The following is an 18,006-nucleotide window of genomic DNA, read 5'->3' as shown; positions in this document are numbered from 1 at the left end:
AAATCTTACCTAAACTTACTATGGACTACAGATTTCCTACAGGGGCTAAGGCAGTAATCTTCTCCATTTTTTTTGCAGTTTTGGGCATGTGTTCAGCAATTGGTCAATCCAAAAGTGCTAAGGAACATATTAAGTCTGTTTACAATCAAGGTAAAATGGCTTCCATTATTTCTGAAATGGAAGAGGAGCATCAAACTAAAAATGAAAGAATACAACAACTTCTCAAGTCCAATGGCTGGAACAAATCTGAAAAATCCAGTAATGGCTCACAAATTGAATTGAAAGACATCGGAACCGATGGCACTCCTCTTTTTTATACTACCCTTAATGACCCTTCCACACAGACCGCCCGAGCGCATACGCTTTATGCAGATGGACTCTTAAACTTAGGGTTGAACGGAGCAGGTATGGAAGTAGGTGTTTGGGATGCCGGAGCCGCACTACCAACCCATCAGGAATTTGATTCCCGCGCCACAAATGCAGACCATACGGATGAAATTAGTCTGCACGCAACGTTGGTAACGGGCAACCTGATTTCTTCAGGAATTCAGGCTAGTGCCAAGGGCGTAGCATATGGAGCAAGAGCTTTAACCCATGATTGGACCCGGGACAAAATTGAGGTGGCAGAAGCAGCGGCGAATGGGCTATTATTAAGCAATCATTCCTACGGAATTTTGTCGGACCGTGTGCCCGATTGGTATTTTGGGGCTTACATTAAAGTAGCACAAGATTGGGACCGAATTATGTACAACGCACCTTATTATTTGATGGTGACCGCTGCTGGGAACAATCAAAAATCCTATGACAATGCAACCCCAAATTTTGGCAAAACAGCGGATGGTTTCGATTTGTTGTTGGGTTTCACCACGACCAAAAATGGATTGACCATTGCTGGAGCGAATACGGAGATTGGAAATAAAGGCGAATTGAAGGAGGCTAAAGTGGCCGGATATAGTAGCTTCGGACCAATGGATGATGGTCGTATTAAACCCGATTTGGCCGGCGATGGCTCCAATATTCTTTCCACAAGCTCAGAAAATAACACAAGCTATCAAACTTCATCAGGAACTTCCATGGCTGCACCCGGTGTTACAGGATCACTTTTGTTGTTGCAACAATACCATGAAGAACTTTTTGGGTCCTATATGAAAGCAGCTACACTTAAAGGATTGGCACTGCACACTGCTGATGATGTTGATGCCCAAGGCCCAGATTATAAAATGGGATGGGGTGTAATGAATGCCAAAGCTGCCGCTGAGGTACTTCAAAATAAGGAATACACTACAATTGTTAACGAAGAAAGTTTGGCAGATGGTGAAACGGTTTCATTTACGGTGGTAGCCAATGGTTCTGAACCACTAGTGGCCTCTTTGTCTTGGACTGACCCAGAGGGAGAATACATCAACAGAGGAGAGATGAACGGCACAACCCCCGCCTTGATGAACGATTTGGATATTAGGATTACCAAGTCTGGAGAGACCTTTTTTCCTTGGAAATTAAATCCAGCAAGGGCTACCGATGCTGCAACTCGTGGAGACAACGCTGTAGACCCTTATGAACGGGTTGAAATTGATAATGCACGTGGACAATATACCATCACCATTTCACACAAGGGAAGCTTGACGAATGGTTTTCAGGATTTTTCCCTGATTGTTTCAGGTGCTCAGATTTCCGAATGTTCCATTGCAATTCCTTCGGATGTGGAATTGGTGGCTTCAACCAATGAAAATTCTACTATAAGCTGGTCAGAAGCCCAAGAAACACTTTTCGAGATTCAATATAAAGCAGTGGATGCCAATGCTTGGAACAGTGAATTGATATGGGAAAACAGTTTTGAGCTTTCCAATTTGGAAGTAGGCAACGTGTACGAAGTACAAGTCCGTTCCATCTGCACCGAGAATGCCGTATCTGAATTTTCAGATGTGTTTCAGTTTGAGTTCAATGGGAAGGACACCGAAGCTTTGGAATACGAACCGTTAAGCTATTCCCAAGACTTTCAAGTGGCGGTTTATCCCAATCCAGCGGTGAACTATTTGTCGGTTCAGGCCCAATTATCCCCAGATGCGCAGTACTCCATTGTTACTACTTCAGGTAATGTGATTAAAAAAGGAAAGGTAGAGGAGGCCATTAATGTTTCTTCCCTTGCTTCCGGGCTGTATGTGTTGTTGGTACAGGACCACGGGGGAGCCAGAAGCACGAAGTTTTATAAGAATTGATAGAAGTTCAAGTTTCAAGTGCAAGCTCAAGAATCAAGAGACAGGATTTCAGATAAAAATATTCGAGTTCATTTGTGAAATTCCTGCCTGCCGCAGGCAGGCGTGTCAAACATCTCACCCTTTGCCTTTCACCAAAAATCAAATCTTCTTAATCTCTTCATCCGATAGTAACTCCTCATTACGCATGCGAAGAAAAACTTGAGCCGTGGTCACCACATCCAATTCGCAATACGAAATGATTCGGTCTAAGTCTTTTTCCTCATAGTATACATCCTTTACCATACTGCCGTCCATATCTTCCTTGGGGGATGGAATGCCCAACACATGTGCCAAGAGTTTCAGGGACGTATAGTGTTTGTAGTCCCCAAATTTCCAGAGTTCCATGGTGTCCAGATGGGGGACTTCCCACGGCTTTTTCCCAAAAAGGTCCAATTTGTAGGGCAGATTGATGCCATTGATGACCATTCTTCGGGCGATGTAGGGAAAGTCGAACTCCTTACCATTATGCGCACAAAGTAGATGCTTGGCCTGACTAAAATGGTCTTTCAGTAGCTGCTTAAATTGAGTCAGGATTTGAGTTTCGCCTCCATGAAAGGAGGTGACCCTAAAACTGCGGACATCGCCTTTGTGTGTAAAATAGCCCACAGAAATACAAATAATTTTTCCGAATTCCGCCCAAATTCCGGCACGTTCGTAAAACTCTTCGGCGGTAAACTCTTCTTTGCGCTGATACTGGGATTTTTGCTCCCAAAGGGTTTGGGCAACTTCATCCAAATCAGTGAAACTTGGTTTTTGGGGTACGGTTTCTATATCCAAAAATAGGATATGTTCCAGGTTAAGTTTGTAAAGCATGGTAAAATATTAAAAGAGCGTCGTCTGCTTGGCAGGACTCTCATGTTCCAACAACCATTTTTTTCTATGCAGTCCACCTGCATATCCAGTGAGGTCTCCGTTGCTCCCTATAACACGATGACAGGGAACCACGATCCAGAGCGGATTTTTACCATTGGCCGAGGCTACTGCACGTATGGCCTTTACATCGCCCAGTTGTTTGGAAAGTTCTAAATAAGAAATGGTTTTTCCAAAAGGAATTTCTAGAAGGGCTTCCCAAACCCTTTTTTGAAAATCGGTTCCAGTGGGGTTGAGTTTAAGGTCGAATAGTTGGCGGGTACCTTCAAAATATTCTCGAAATTGATAGACGGCATCCTCCAAAACTTCAGGAACTATACCAATAGGTTTTATTTCATCCAATACGGATACTGAGGCAAGTCCATCTTCATCGCCATGAAACTCTGCTAAACCTATAGGTGTTTGTAAATAAGCAATTTCCACTACTTTAGTTTACGTTTACCTTCAATAATTCCCAATCGCTTGGCCCGAGTCTCCCAGTTCTGTCTGGCCAGCATTTGAAGGTCTTCCACGTTGTCGCTTTCATCCATAATCTCTAAACCGAGCAAGGTTTCAATAACGTCTTCCATGGTTACCAGGCCACTTACCGAACCGTACTCATCCACCACCAATGAAACCTGCTCTCTCTTCTCTACAAACTTTTCAAAAAGTTCTGGGATGGGAATACTTCGGTTGGAAACGAGTATTTCCCGCTTTAAAGTGGATAGTTTCTCTGATCCTCTTTTGTTGATAATGGCCTCCATAAGCTCATCCTTTAAAAAGAAACCGGTTATGTTGTCCATGCGGTCTTTGTACAGCGGGATTCTGGAAAACCTGAGCGGTTGATTGGTCTCAAAAAAATCATGAATACTTTTATCTTCGGATGCAATTTTCATTACGGTTCTGGGTGTCATCACATCTTTGGCCAGGATTTCATCAAACTTTAAAAGGTTCTTGATGACCTTGGATTCGGATTCCTGAAAAACACCTTCTTCGTGGGCAATATCGGTCATCGCCGTAAAATCTTCCCTGCTTAACACACTACCATGGTGGCCTTTTTTTCCAATCAATTTGGTGAAAAGCTGCAACAACCATAATAATCCCGTCCATTTGAGAACAAAAACCATTATGGTAAGCGCTTTAGCAGTAAAATTGGCCAATTGTTTCCAATAGGTGGCGCCAATAGTTTTGGGAATGATTTCAGAAGCGACCAAAATCAAAATGGTCATGAGGGTAGAGACAATTCCTACCATTACATCTTCCGTCAGCTGAAACCCTAAAACAGTGCGTTGTGTGGACCCATAAAGCTCAGCGTAGGCAGCTTTAGCTTGTACCCCTACCAGAATAGCTCCCACGGTATGGGCAACTGTATTGAGGGTAAGGATGGCAATCAAGGGTTTGTCCACATCCTTCTTTAAAGATTCCAAAGTGGCACCATAGTCCTTTCCCTCTTGTTTTTTTACGTTAATAAAGGTTGGGGTAATACTCAACAGCACGGCTTCCAAAATGGAGCACAGAAATGAAAAGAAAATGGAAATAAGGGCATAAAACAGCAGAAGTCCCATAGGCTAGATCTTGAGTACCAAGATAGCGAATAGGAATCAATTTTAATCAGGGATTGTCTGTGCTCTATAAAAAATATCCATCAACGCCGTTCTAATGTTGAAATCATACAGTTTTCTGTGGTTCCTTGAAGGATAAACTCGGTTGGAAAGAAAGATAAAGACAAGTTTGTTCTCGGGATCGGCCCAAACAAAGGTTCCGGTAAAACCAGAATGACCAAAACTAGATGAACTGGCCAGTGGGGAGGGATAGGCTTCCTTCAAAGGAAGCTCTGCGTTGTTCAGCAAGGGCTTATCAAATCCCAATCCACGCCGGTTTTCATTTTCGGGGAATTGCACTTCGGTAAACTCTTTTACGATTTTAGCAGAAATGAGCTGTTTGCCATCCACTTGCCCATAATTTTGATAGAAAAGCATCACCTTGGCCAAGTCATCTGCCGTTCCGAACAAACCTGCATTGCCGGAAACACCACCCTTAAGTGATGCATTTTCATCGTGCACCCAACCCTTTACCAGCGTTTTTCGGAAAAGCGAATCCACTTCGGTGGGGACAATGGCATTTATGTAATTGTTTTCTTCGGGGAGATACCCCAAGGTGTGACACCCTAAAGGGTGATAGAAATTTTCATCCAGATACGCTTGATAATCGGTTTCCGTAAGTTGTTCAATCAAACTGGGAAAGATGAGGAAAGTAAGTCCCGAATACACATATTTCTTTTCATCCGAGACTTTGGACCGATTCATGATTCGGTTCATTTTTCGTTCAAAACGATCGCTGATGAAAAGATTATCGTACACCTGTCCTTGAAATTTATCATCCTGTTTTGTATGAACAAAACGCTTTTTGAGTTTTCCATTTTTCCGAAGCACTTTTTGCATGAACACGATATAAGGTGCCAACCCCGCCTGGTGCGCCAAAATTTCCCTTAGTATCAGGTCCTTTTTGTCTTTTCGGTGTCTCCATGGTTTCCAATAGGAACTGAACGGCTTGTCCAGATCAAGTTTGCCCTCGTCCACCAACTTCATCAGGGCAGGTAAAGGCCCCAAGACTTTGGTGACGGAGGCTAGGTCATACAAATCGTTCAAAGCGACAGGCTGGATGCTATCGTAGGTATGGAAACCATAAGCTTTGTGGAAAATAACGGTATCGTTCTTGGCGACCAACAGTTGCGCTCCTGGAAAAGCCAAACTATCAATGCCTATTTTCATAATAGAATCCACTTTTTGGTGGATGAACGCTTCATCAAAACCTAATTTGGACGGGTAGGCGTGGATGAGTTCGCTTTGGGCAACTCCAAAGAACGTGGTTAAGGCGGTAAAGAGTAATGAAAGTATGATTCTAGACATTTGCCAGTGACTTATATTCAAAGGTCCAACAAAAATCTTGGTAATAAAACTTAAGCTGATTTTGATTTGGACTTTTAGTTGGGAGCTGTAACTGTAGTTTTGGAAACGGAAGCGCTTTCATATGGGTCTTTAGAAATGACTTCAACATCGTAGATGGCCCCGGGTTCAAAGTCCAAAGGATTTAAAGAGGTATCTCCAAAACCTACTTCTTCTGCAAGGACTAAATCATTGTTTTTTACAGTAACGTCATAAGTCAAAATGTCTCCATCTTCATCGTTACCCATCCAAGAAACCTGCATCTGGGTGTTGAACGTCACGGTTATTTCAGCCGAATAGGGCGCAAAGTTTCCAACAGGAGTGCCAGGACTGGTGAAAGAATAGGTGTCGCCTTTGGTCTCGCCATCTTCATTAATGGAAGTTAAAAACCAGGAATAGGTTTTGCCGCGATCCAGCTGTACTTCAGTTTCAAGAACATTGAAGGTACTTGAAAACACCTCGTTTGAACCTTCCAAAATCACAAGATTGTAATTTTCAGCATTCTGCGCTGCGCTCCATTTAAAGTATATCAGGACTTTTGAATCGTCATTGATTACCTCGGTATAATCGGCACAGGGTTCTCCATTTTCTGGAACTGTCCCAATGGTTTTTTCCGGAGGGGTTAAATTTTCTGAAGGAGGTGGAGGTGGAGTTTCACCCCCAGACGAACTACAAGAGAGAAACAAGAAGACCATTAGGATTGTAGTGATTATTTCGAATTTTGTTCGCATCATTTTTTAATGATTTTTAGGGTTCGTTGCTCTCCATCCATGTAAAGTTTTAAAATATATGTTCCGGATTTTATTGTGGATAAATCTACAGTATTTTCTTGCCCATCTAACTGTTTTTCATTGACCAATCTCCCAGTAAAATCAAAAATTTGAGCTTTATAGGTAGCGGAGTTTGAAAATATGTTAATGGTTGAAGAAGTGATTGTTGGGAAAACCTCAATGGAATCTCCGAAATAAAAACTATCTGAAATCATGCCTTGGCAATCACTTTCACCAAAAATGGATATCGCTACTAGGCCGGTCGGTATATGGTCCAGCGTAATTGTTTGCTGGCCTGAATCAGCAAAGGAGAAGTTCTTCTTCTTATCATTGACCAAAACCTGGTAATTAGTGCTGCCTGATACGCTATAGGTAACCATAGCTGCTTTGGAATCGAGCAAGGCTCTTTTGCCAGTGACCGATTCCAGTGAATTAATGGTGGCCACATAATGTTGTTCGAATACAATTTCTGGAATGGAAACAGAAACGGAATAGGAGCCCTCAGGCAAATCATCAACCTTAAATGGGGTTCCTGAGGGAACATCCACAAATTGATTGGAATAGCTTTCACCCTCTAGGGTAATGTCAAGCAAATGCCCTTCAGTTTCCATAGTTATTTCAATAGAACCATCTTCTCTGCCCACACAGCTGGGCGTTGAAGCATACACTTTAATGGCCGTATTGGGAATCACTTCGCAGCCACTGGCATTGACCACGGCCCCGGGTTGGGTGTCAAGACAGGCGTCTAAATGGTCAAGAACGCCATCACCATCATTGTCTTCGTTGCAATAGGGGATTTTTCCAGTATCGTTAATAATCCAGCCATAAGTGTCAATTATAAATTGACGAGCCTCCTCCGATTCACAATATTGGCTATTGCCGACATCGAAGATGACATTGGTTTGTAAGGAAGGCAAATTGGCCCAGGCATCTAATAGTTTATCATAATTTTCTAAGGATATTCCTGAGTTTTCAAACATTAAACTCATATTCTCAACAGTACTAACGTCCCAACTTGAAATATCTCCTTCAAAGGCCGCCGCTCCTTCAAACATTCCCGCCATGGAAGTTACACTTGAGGTATCCCAACTGCTCAAATCTTGATTGAAGGTAGTATTGTACTTAAATAACCCTTCCATAGTAGTTACGTTGCTTACATCCCAATTGGTAATGTCAGAAGTGAATGAATTTGCTTCTGCGAACATCAGACTTAATTCCACTGCATTGGACATATCCCAAATTCCAATGGGTTGGTCAAAACTAGCCGCATTATTAAACATTGCCCCGAAATTTTCAATATTTGAGACATCCCAACTAGAAATATCCTGACTAAAAGACGTAGCAGATTGAAACATTCCCGCAAGGTTGGTTACTTTTGGAAAACGCCATTCGCTTATATCTTGGTTAAAAGACTCAGCAAAACTAAACATGTAAAATATTCTCTCTGCATTGCTAACATCCCAGTTACCTATGGGTTGGTTAAATGACTCCGCTTGCCAGAAAAAATAGTCCATATAAACCATGTTGGAAACATCCCACCCACCGATATTTTGATTGAACAAAGAGCAACCCAAAAACATAGATGATCCATCTATAATAGTTGAGACATCCCATAGCCCAAAACTCTCGTTTCCTAACAAGCTTGTACAATTAAAAAACATCCCTTGCGTACTAATCACATTTTCCAAATTTGGTGTGTCAGTGGCAACGACATCTAACTCCCGACAACCTGAGAAGGCAGAACTAAAATTCCGCCATCTAATATCTCCCCATTGATTTACCTGTGTAATTTTAAGGTTGGAGTCTTGATTTCCTTGAAAGAGAATTGCTGGAAATTCTCCGGAGATTGCCACTTGGTAGGTGCCCGCTGTAGCATACGTATGGGTAATATCTCCAGTAACATTCGTATCCGATGTGCCATCACCCCAATCCACCGTATAATTGTAGGTTTCAACCGAGTAGGTAGGGATTGTAATTTGATTGTCTCCCGATGTTCCAGGATTGTCTGTTTTCCAAGTGGTGATAAAATGGCATTCATTGTTTTCACCAGCATCGTTTATGGTCCATCCATACGAGTCAATAATGGATTGGCGTTCTTCTTTAGCCCTGCAGTAATAATTGTTTGGAGCATCTAATCGGACCCCGTTCTGTAAAGAAGGTAATTGGCTCCATCCGATCAATATGGTATTATAATTTTTGTTGGAAAGTCCAGAGCCGTTAAATAGGTTATTCATTATTTCTACGTTCCCAACATTCCACTGGCTTAAATCTTGGTTAAAAGATGATGCGTTTTCAAACATGCTATACATATATCTGACATTTGAAACATCCCAATTGCCAATTGGAATATTAAAATGAACAGCCTCTTGAAACATATGGTCTGTGGAAGAACTTTCAATAACCCAATCTGAAATGGATTCATTTCCCACTAGTGAAGTGCAGCCATAAAACATTGCGTTCAAGCTAACTCCCCTTGAAAAATCGGGAATGTCTGTTGCTTTCACGTCTAGGTTTTCACAACCAGTGAATGCAGAGGACATTGATTTCCATCGGTTGGTTCCCCACTGGTCAATAGAAATAATCTTTAAGTCATCCGGATTTTTTATGGGAAACTCCGTATAAATTTGAGAACCATTAAAATAAACCCTAGGAAACTTCCCCGTTATTGATACTACATATTCGCCAGGAGTGGCATAAGTGTGTGTGATGTCACCCGTTACTCCTTCATCAAATGAACCATCACCCCAATCTACACGGTAATCATAGATATACCTTGGATAAGTTGGTATAGTTATTTGATTGTCATTGGATGGGCCAGGGTTGTCCGTTTTCCAAGTGGTAATAAATGCGCGTTCATCTTCACAATTGCTTCCATAATCATTGATTGTCCAACCAAAATTGGTGATCAAAGAATTTCTATCTGCCTCTGCTAAACAGTAAACAGCATCATTTGCACCCAATACTACACCAAATTGTAAATTAGGAAGTTGAGCCCAAGCAGTTAAAATAGCATCATAGTTCTCTTTGGAAAGGTCAGATTCATCAAAAGCATTTGATAAATCTATAACATTTGAAATGTTCCAAGAACTGAGGTCTTGATCAAAATTTCCTTGACTGAACGCATACTGCATACTAACGGCGTTTTCAACATTCCAATTTGTAATATCATGATTAAAAGGGGTGCTGTTGAATATATAATCAAAGTACTTCACATTGCCAACATCCCAACTAGAAATATCTTGATTGAAAGCGCTACTTCCAAAGAGGCCAGACATGTTTATAACATTACTGACATTCCAAGAGCTGATGTCTCCATTAAAAGTGCTACTGTAAAACATATTAGACATATCTTCCACTAAGCTTACATTCCAAGAAGAAATATCCTGATTAAAGGAAGATTTATCAAACATTGCAGACATATCTGCAATAGTGCTTACATCCCAAGAGTTGAAATTTTCAACACCATTGAAACTGCCGAACTCTCTACTGAAGGTATTGTCAAAAGCGTAATAACAGTAGTAGAACATTCTTCTAAGACTGGTAACATTTGAAAGATCAGGAGCATCGGCCGCTGCAACCGATAAGTTAGAGCATCCCGCAAACGCCGATTCCATAGAACTCCATTGAATATTCCCCCATTGTTTTATATTCAAAAGTTTATCCTTATCCCCGGTTTCATTGAAAAATATTCTGGGGAAAGTTTCCGTCACAGAAATTTGATAAGTTCCAGATGAGGCGTAGGTATGGGTAATATCCCCTGTTACATTGGTGTCCGATGTGCCATCGCCCCAATCCACTGTATAATCGTAGGTTTCACTTGAGTAGGTGGGAATTGTTATTTGATTGTCTCCCGATGTTCCAGGATTGTCCGTTTTCCAAGTAGTAATGAATTCAGATTGGGCTTGTGTGTAAACACCAATAAGGCACAATAGATAGGCAAGGTAATTTTTTAGCATGTTTAGTAGGTTGTTCAGTAAGTGAAAATAATCAACTGAAAGTAAAGATAGCTAACCTACCCAGAACAGAGAATTAAATCGATAAATAGATAAAAACTTACTTTGAAAGTAAGGGATTTCCAATAAAATAGGAATTTTTAAATAGCTTCAAAGGAAAGTGAGAATAGTTTAGCCCAAGGTCCTAATGAAATCCTTGGCAAAATAGCTGGCAATGATATCCGCACCTGCTCTTTTGATAGCTGTCAATTGTTCCAACATCACAGTATCATGGTCCAACCAACCCTTTTCGGCAGCGGCTTTAACCATGGCATATTCACCGGAAACTTGATAGACCGCAACAGGTACTTCTACTTCATTTTTGATTTCCCGAACAATGTCCAAATAGCACAAACCAGGCTTGACCATCACGATATCCGCACCTTCGTCAATGTCCATTTGGGTTTCTTTGATGGCCTCATACCGATTGGCATAATCCATTTGATAGGTTTTCTTGTCCTTAGGTACATTGGCAATATCAACCGGTGCAGAATCCAAGGCATCACGGAAAGGGCCATAAAAAGCACTGGCGTATTTGGCGGAATAGGACATAATCCCCGTGTTGGTAAACCCTTCGTCTTCCAAAGCTTCGCGAATAGTCAAGATTCTACCGTCCATCATATCACTAGGAGCGACAAAATCGGCACCCGCTTTGGCGTGGGATACACTCATTTCAGCCAATACCTCAGCGGTTTCATCGTTAAGAATTTGACCTTCTGCGACAATACCATCATGTCCGTAGGATGAAAATGGGTCCAAAGCAACATCGGTCATCACTAACATCTGTGGGCAAGCATTTTTCACTGCTTTAATGGCACGTTGCATTAAACCATTTGGGTTGAGGGCCTCGGTTCCTTTGTTGTCTTTTAGTTTGTCATCAACCTTAACAAATAACAAAACGGCGCAGAGTCCCATTTTCCAAAGTTCCTTTACCTCTTTTTCAAGATTGTCTAAACTGAGGCGAAAATAGTTGGGCATTGAAGGAATTTCTTCTTTGATTCCTTTTCCTTCAGTAACAAACAAAGGCACCAAAAAGTCGTCTGGAGATAAAGTGGTTTCCCGAACCAATCTTCTGATGGATTCGGATGCGCGGAGTCTTCGGTTTCGTATTAAAGGATACATATCGTATTAGATTTCAATTTCACCAAATAAATAGGGAACCGCCTTCCCAGAGATTTTTACACGCTCGCCCGATATTTCGCAAACAAGGTCGCCTCCCCTTTTGGAAAGTTGTTTGGCTGTCATTTTGGTTTTGTTCAGAACTTCTGTCCAATAGGGCGATAATGAGGTGTGGGCCGAACCGGTCACAGGATCTTCTGGTATGCCACAGGAGGGTGCGAAAAAGCGCGAAACAAAATCCACTTCATCACCGGGCGCGCTAACAATTACCCCGCGAACATCCAATTGCGCCAACAAATGGTGGTTGGGCTGAATGGTTTCAATATCTTTCTGGGAACCATATATCATCATATAATCAGATTTGCCCTTCAGAGTTTTGATTGGGGCCTGCCCGATTGCATTGTACAACTCCTCAATATTCTGAATGGCAACCAAGTTGTCGGCGGGAAAATCCATGGTCAACCAACCATTATCTGCTTTGCTGACATACAAATCGCCGCTTCTGTGTGAATAAAACTGAATGGTATCTTTTTCAAGTTCATAAAAGTGGAGCAATACAAATGCTGAGGCTAAGGTAGCGTGTCCGCAAAGGTCCACTTCCACTTCTGGGGTAAACCAGCGTATTTCATATAGTTCATCTTTTTTGACGGCAAAGGCAGTTTCAGCCAAGTTGTTTTCCTGCGCGATTTTTTGCATCAACTCCGGACTCAACCACGAATCCAAAATACAGACTGCTGCTGGATTTCCACCAAATTTCTGGTTGGTGAAGGCATCTATTTGATATATTTTCTGTCTCATAGCATTATTTTCAAGGCAAAACTACGGATTAAACCCAATCTTTTGGGTTTTGCAGTACTGCTATCAACTTTTCTTCTTCGCTTCCCTTTTTAGGATGATGATCATATCGCCATTGGACATGAGGGGGCAGACTCATCAAAATACTTTCGATACGCCCGTTGGTTTTTAGACCAAAAAGGGTCCCTTTATCGTGCACCAAATTGAACTCCACATAGCGACCACGTCTTATTTCTTGCCAATCGCGCTGTTCCTCAGAATAGGGTAGGTCTTTTCTTTTTTCAACGATGGGGGCGTAGGCATCCAAAAAGCTATCCCCGACCTCCATCACAAAATTATACCAATCTTCCATGCTGGTTTCCTCGGTTGCCTTACAATAATCAAAGAACAATCCGCCTACCCCACGAGCTTCGTTACGATGGGTATTCCAGAAATATTCATCACATTTCTTTTTATAAGTAGGATAAAATTCTGGATTATGGGCATCACAGGCCTTTTTGCAAACTGCGTGAAAATGGAGGGCATCCTCATCGAACAAATAATAGGGGGTAAGGTCCTGTCCGCCTCCAAGCCATTGATCCACAATATTACCATCCTTATCGTACATTTCAAAATAGCGCCAATTGGCATGAACGGTTGGGACCATTGGACTTTTTGGGTGAATTACTAAACTCAATCCGCAAGCAAAGAAGTCCACATCTTCCACACCAAAATAGTTTTGCATGCTTTTGGGCAATGGGCCATGAACTTTTGAAATATTTACGCCACCTTTTTCAAAAACAGCACCATTTTCAATAACCCGGGTTCTGCCGCCGCCGCCCTCCTCACGTTCCCAAAAATCTTGTTGGAATTTGGCCGTACCGTCCAATTCTTCCAATTTGGAGGTAATGGTGTCTTGTAATTGTTGAATGTATGCGTAGAATTTATCTTTCATTGCTCTAAAATATGTACCATTCGGTTTTTATGTTCAGAAAGCATGCTTTTCTCATCAATCTTAATGGATTCCAAGGCCATTTTCTTCAATAACTCAATGATTTCTTGTTCTGATTTCTTGGTATTTTGCTCAAAAATGAAGCGTCCAACTTCATTGTTGTGTAAATCCATAGCCTTTGGCAATTGCTTGTTTGGAAACGAATCCTCGTGCCAATCCGTTACTTTTTTGGCCCAAGCCAACACTACTTCTTCATTCTTTTGCCATTGAAAGCATCTTTTTGCAATCAAATAATTCCAAAAGGCATGTCTAAAAGCGTTCGCAGGTCCATTTTTATGATGCAGCTTACCGTAGTTCTTGGTCGAAATGGAGATACAATCCTTAGTGGCCTTGATGGTGGGCAGTATAAAGTGCGGATGACCCAATCCAACAAATACACCTTTCAGTATATTTTTAAAATCAACCCGCTTTAAGACTGCAAAAAGGTTCACTCCTTATATTCTTTTACCGCATCAATAAATGCTTTTGCGTTTTCCAAAGGAATGTGGGGTAAAATACCGTGTCCAAGATTTGCAACATACTTATCCTTGCCGAACTCACGAATCATCTGGGTGACCATTTCCTTAATTTTCTCGGGTGGTGAAAGCAAACGGGCAGGGTCAAAATTACCTTGAAGGGTAACTTTGCCTCCAGTTAAGTATCGTGCATTTTGAGCGGAACAGGTCCAATCAACCCCAACTGCAGATGCTCCTGAATTTGCCATTTCTTTTAATGCGAACCAACATCCTTTTCCAAAAACAATTACGGGTGCTTCATCTTTTAACGCATCCACAATCTGCTGAATGTATTTCCAGGAAAATTCTTGATAATCTTGTGGTGATAGCATTCCTCCCCAAGAATCAAAAACTTGAACGGCATTTACGCCTGCTCTAACCTTTGCTTTTAGGTAGGCAACTGTGGTATCCGTAATTTTTTGAAGCAATGCATGGGCCGCTTCGGGTTGGGTAAAACAGAACCCTCGTGCTTTGTCAAAACTTTTGCTTCCCTGTCCTTCCACACAATAGCAAAGTATGGTCCATGGAGAACCTGCAAATCCAATCAAAGGTACTTCGTCGTTCAATTTTTCCTTGGTCATTGTAATGGCATCCATCACATAACCCAAGGTATCTTGGATGTCTGGAACAATCACTTTATCAAGATCTTTCTTGGAGCGAATCGGGTTCGGTAAGTAGGGGCCAAAGTTGGGTTTCATTTCAACCTCAATGTCCATGGCCTGGGGAATCACCAAAATATCGCTGAACAAAATAGCAGCATCCATGCCATATCGGCGAATGGGCTGTATGGTAATTTCCGAAGCCAATTCTGGGGTCTGGCAGCGGGTAAAGAAATCGTACTTTTCACGGAGTTCCATAAACTCGGGCAAATAGCGCCCTGCCTGTCGCATCATCCATACGGGTGGGCGTTCAACGGTTTCGCCTTTTAATGCTTTTAGGAACAAGTCGTTTTTTATCATAAATTTTTGAAATAATTAATTGCCTGCACCAACACATTTTCTACCGTGGGTTTATTGGCGATGATTATATTTTTTGAATGCTTTCTAGCTTCGGCAGCGGTGGTTTCTCCAATACAGAACAGTGTGCCATTTCCTAGAGTGTTTTCCAAAAGATAGCTTCGGATGCCACTCGGACTAAAGAAAAGAATCCCATCAAAGCCCCTTTGAAACGCTTTTGGATTCAGCTCTGTTCGGTATACTTCCAGCTCTTTAAACTTAATGTCGTTTTGGGTCAACAATGCGGGAAGTTCATCTCTTCTTTTATTTCCGCATAAAAACAAAAAACGCTTGTTTTTATGGTTTTTTACAATGTTTTTACCCAATTCTAAAGCATTTTCGGCCATTTTTACCACATTTAAACCATTTTCCTTCAAAAGTGTTTTGGTCTTCTCTCCCACGCAAAACACATTGAATTTGGACAAATTCGATGATTTAACCTGGTTTAAAAATGCTTTTACGGCATTTTTGCTGGTGAAAATGTAGTTGCTATAATTCAATGGGATTTCCACATTCAAGAAATCAATTTTTAGGGCATCGTATTCCACCAAACCCAGACCAGAATTTAGAAAAAGTTCCTTTTGTGAAGGGGTTAATATTTTAGTGGAGAGCACTGTTTTCATTTCTGATTTCTTGCATCAATTTATCGCCGCCTTTTTGCAAGACTTCTTCGGCACATGCTTTACCAAATCCGGGAGCATCTGAAAGTTTTACTTCTTTTTTGATGTCGATTTTTTGTTTTCCATCCAAGGAGAAAACCACTCCTTCAAAATAAACGGATTCGTCTTTCACTTGAGCAAGGGCTCCAATTGGCGCGGTACACCCACCTTCCAAAGTGCGTAAAAACTCACGTTCAATGGTAGTAGCGATTTCAGTTTCGGTATGATTGAGCTTTGCCAATGCCTCTCTGGTAAATTCGTCCTCTTCTTTGGCAACCACCAACATAGCACCTTGGGCAGGAGCAGGAATCATCCAATCCAACTGAATGGCATCTTTGGGCAACAATTTGATTCTTTCCAATCCAGCTTGGGCAAAAATGGCGCCTTGCCAATCGTTTTCAATCAACTTAATAAGCCTGGTGTTCACATTTCCTCTTAAATCCACCACTTTATGGTTGGGATATTTGTTTAGCCATTGTGCTTTTCTTCGCAAACTTCCTGTTGCAATAGTAGCAGGTTGGTTGGATTCCAAAAATCCGGAACCCTTGTGAACCAAAATATCATGTGTTACCGCGCGCTCCAATACGGCCGCTTGCACAATTCCTTTTGGCAGTTGGGTAGGTACATCTTTCATGGAGTGTACGGCAATATCAATATCTCCTTTGAGTAAAGCAACATCTAGAGCTTTGGTGAAAATTCCCGTTACCCCGAGCTCATAAAGCGGTTTGTCCAACACTTGATCTCCAAGGGATTTAGTGGGCACTAAAACGGTATCGTTCCCGATTTCTTCCAGCTTTTGTTGTACGGTGGTCGCTTGCCACATCGCCAGTTCGCTGTCGCGGGTTCCAATGCGGATGATTTTGCTCATTTGGAATGTACTTCTAGCTGAAAGACTTTTTGGATAAGTTCTAGACTGTCATCGGTGTCTACCTCATTGCTCTTAAGATGGTTGGCAAACTGCTTGGTAATTTTTTGAATGATTCGGTCTGAGATGATTTCCGCCTGATTCTGGTCAAAACCTTCAATTTTTTTGGTCTGAAAATCGATTTCCTCGGTCTTCATGGTGTTCAGTTTGTCCTTGAGGGCATTGATCACTGGGGCAAACTTTCGGGTTTCCAACCATTTTAGGAAGTCCTTTTTTACTTTTTCGATGATGGTTTCTGCTTTGGGAACGTATTCTTTTCTTTTGGCCAAAGTCTCATCTGTAATCTGTGAAAGCTGATCCAAATGAACCAAGGTCACGTTGTCCAGTTCCTTTACATCATCCGACACATTTTTGGGAACTGACAAATCTAAAACCAATAAAGGCTTTTTAGGATAGATCAATGCTTTGGAAATCGTAGGTAATTGAGCTCCCGTGGCCACCACAAGAATGTCGGCCTTACGGATTTCCGTCTGTAAATCGCCATAATCCTTAACAGTCAAATGAAATTTTCCAGCGATATCCTCTGCCTTTTCCCGGGTTCTGTTGATTAAAGTGATATGGGAATTGTCGGAATGTTTCACCAAGTTTTCGCAAGTGTTTCTCCCAATTTTTCCCGTACCAAACAATAAAATATTCTTGTTGGAAATATCATCGACGTTGTCTAAAATATATTTTACCGAAGCAAAAGCAACAGAAGTTGCCCCTGAAGAAAGCTCGGTTTCGTTTTTGATGCGTTTGCTGGCTTGGATGACTGAATTGCACAAACGTTCCAAAAAGGGATTGGCCATGTCCTGTTTTTTTGCCCGATAAAACCCTTGTTTTATTTGGCTGATGATTTCAAAATCACCCAAAATTTGACTGTCTAGACCGGTGCCTACTTTAAACATATGGGAAATCGCATCGTGGTTTTTGTACACGTAAGCCACCTCTTGAAATTCTTCTACTGTTCCAGCTGTTTGGTCACAAAGTAATTTGATAAGTTGATAAGGATGTTGCGCAAAACCGTAGAGTTCGGTACGGTTGCAGGTAGAAATGGCCAAAAGACCATCAATTCCAATTTCCTTGGCCTTGACCAGAATGTGATCAATGGCCGGAACATCCAGACTGAACTTTCCTCTCACCTCTGCATCTGCCTTCTTGTAACTCAACCCAATGGCATAGAAGGAATTGTGTTTTGAAATATGGTAGTTCCTCATAAAGGATATAAATCGCAGCAC

At 41.6% G+C, this 18,006-nt stretch carries 15 protein-coding genes; 1 reads left to right on the top strand and 14 read right to left on the bottom strand.

Features of this window, described 5'->3' with window-relative positions:
- Positions 1-20: 20 nt before the first annotated feature.
- Positions 21-2,216 carry a S8 family serine peptidase gene (locus tag J0X14_RS01070; protein WP_207095914.1) on the top strand — a complete coding sequence of 732 codons (2,196 nt, stop codon included), beginning with the start codon at positions 21-23 and terminating at the stop codon, positions 2,214-2,216.
- 138 nt (positions 2,217-2,354) lie between these two features.
- Here the strand turns inward: J0X14_RS01070 and J0X14_RS01065 are convergent, their stop codons facing one another.
- From J0X14_RS01065 to hemA, 14 genes are all read right to left on the bottom strand, one after another.
- Entirely contained in the window at positions 2,355-3,068 is a 714-nt protein-coding gene (locus J0X14_RS01065) for a 3'-5' exonuclease (RefSeq protein ID WP_207095913.1), read from the bottom strand.
- A 9-nt stretch (positions 3,069-3,077) separates the two neighbouring features.
- Entirely contained in the window at positions 3,078-3,548 is a 471-nt protein-coding gene (locus tag J0X14_RS19160; RefSeq protein WP_207095912.1) for a methylated-DNA--[protein]-cysteine S-methyltransferase, read from the bottom strand.
- Positions 3,548-4,669, bottom strand: coding sequence for a CNNM domain-containing protein (locus J0X14_RS01055; RefSeq protein WP_207095911.1), 1,122 nt, complete (start codon positions 4,667-4,669; stop codon positions 3,548-3,550). Before J0X14_RS01055 ends, J0X14_RS19160 begins: the two co-directional genes overlap by 1 nt.
- 42 nt (positions 4,670-4,711) lie before the next feature.
- Positions 4,712-6,013 carry a serine hydrolase domain-containing protein gene (locus J0X14_RS01050; RefSeq protein WP_207095910.1) on the bottom strand — a complete coding sequence of 434 codons (1,302 nt, stop codon included), beginning with the start codon at positions 6,011-6,013 and terminating at the stop codon, positions 4,712-4,714.
- A 74-nt stretch (positions 6,014-6,087) separates the two neighbouring features.
- Entirely contained in the window at positions 6,088-6,783 is a 696-nt protein-coding gene (locus J0X14_RS01045) for a hypothetical protein (RefSeq protein WP_207095909.1), read from the bottom strand.
- Positions 6,780-10,775 (bottom strand): BspA family leucine-rich repeat surface protein, encoded by a 3,996-nt coding sequence (locus J0X14_RS01040; RefSeq protein ID WP_207095908.1) that lies wholly within the window; start codon positions 10,773-10,775, stop codon positions 6,780-6,782. Before J0X14_RS01040 ends, J0X14_RS01045 begins: the two co-directional genes overlap by 4 nt.
- A gap of 168 nt (positions 10,776-10,943) precedes the next feature.
- Positions 10,944-11,933, bottom strand: coding sequence for a porphobilinogen synthase (gene hemB, locus J0X14_RS01035; protein WP_207095907.1), 990 nt, complete (start codon positions 11,931-11,933; stop codon positions 10,944-10,946).
- A 6-nt stretch (positions 11,934-11,939) separates the two neighbouring features.
- On the bottom strand, positions 11,940-12,728 hold the full coding sequence (locus tag J0X14_RS01030; RefSeq protein WP_207095906.1) for a PhzF family phenazine biosynthesis protein: 789 nt from the start codon (positions 12,726-12,728) through the stop codon (positions 11,940-11,942).
- A 28-nt stretch (positions 12,729-12,756) separates the two neighbouring features.
- Complete coding sequence (gene hemF, locus J0X14_RS01025) at positions 12,757-13,659, bottom strand: oxygen-dependent coproporphyrinogen oxidase (protein ID WP_207095905.1); 903 nt, start codon at positions 13,657-13,659, stop codon at positions 12,757-12,759.
- Positions 13,656-14,147: a DUF6973 domain-containing protein gene (locus tag J0X14_RS01020; protein WP_207095904.1), complete on the bottom strand. Its 492-nt coding sequence runs from the start codon at positions 14,145-14,147 to the stop codon at positions 13,656-13,658. The genes hemF and J0X14_RS01020 overlap by 4 nt, the downstream gene beginning before the upstream one ends.
- Positions 14,144-15,169, bottom strand: a complete 1,026-nt coding sequence (gene hemE, locus J0X14_RS01015) for a uroporphyrinogen decarboxylase (RefSeq protein WP_207095903.1) — start codon at positions 15,167-15,169, stop codon at positions 14,144-14,146. Before hemE ends, J0X14_RS01020 begins: the two co-directional genes overlap by 4 nt.
- On the bottom strand, positions 15,166-15,828 hold the full coding sequence (locus J0X14_RS01010; RefSeq protein WP_207095902.1) for a uroporphyrinogen-III synthase: 663 nt from the start codon (positions 15,826-15,828) through the stop codon (positions 15,166-15,168). Before J0X14_RS01010 ends, hemE begins: the two co-directional genes overlap by 4 nt.
- Positions 15,806-16,732, bottom strand: a complete 927-nt coding sequence (hemC, locus tag J0X14_RS01005) for a hydroxymethylbilane synthase (protein ID WP_207095901.1) — start codon at positions 16,730-16,732, stop codon at positions 15,806-15,808. Before hemC ends, J0X14_RS01010 begins: the two co-directional genes overlap by 23 nt.
- Positions 16,729-17,985, bottom strand: a complete 1,257-nt coding sequence (hemA, locus tag J0X14_RS01000; RefSeq protein ID WP_207095900.1) for a glutamyl-tRNA reductase — start codon at positions 17,983-17,985, stop codon at positions 16,729-16,731. The genes hemC and hemA overlap by 4 nt, the downstream gene beginning before the upstream one ends.
- Between the last annotated feature and the right edge of the window lie 21 nt (positions 17,986-18,006).

It is taken from the genome of Allomuricauda sp. CAU 1633, from assembly GCF_017313225.1.
Classification (GTDB): Bacteria; Bacteroidota; Bacteroidia; order Flavobacteriales; family Flavobacteriaceae; genus Flagellimonas.
Note: the sequence above shows the minus strand (reverse complement) of the source record. Positions and strands in the feature narration are given on the sequence as shown.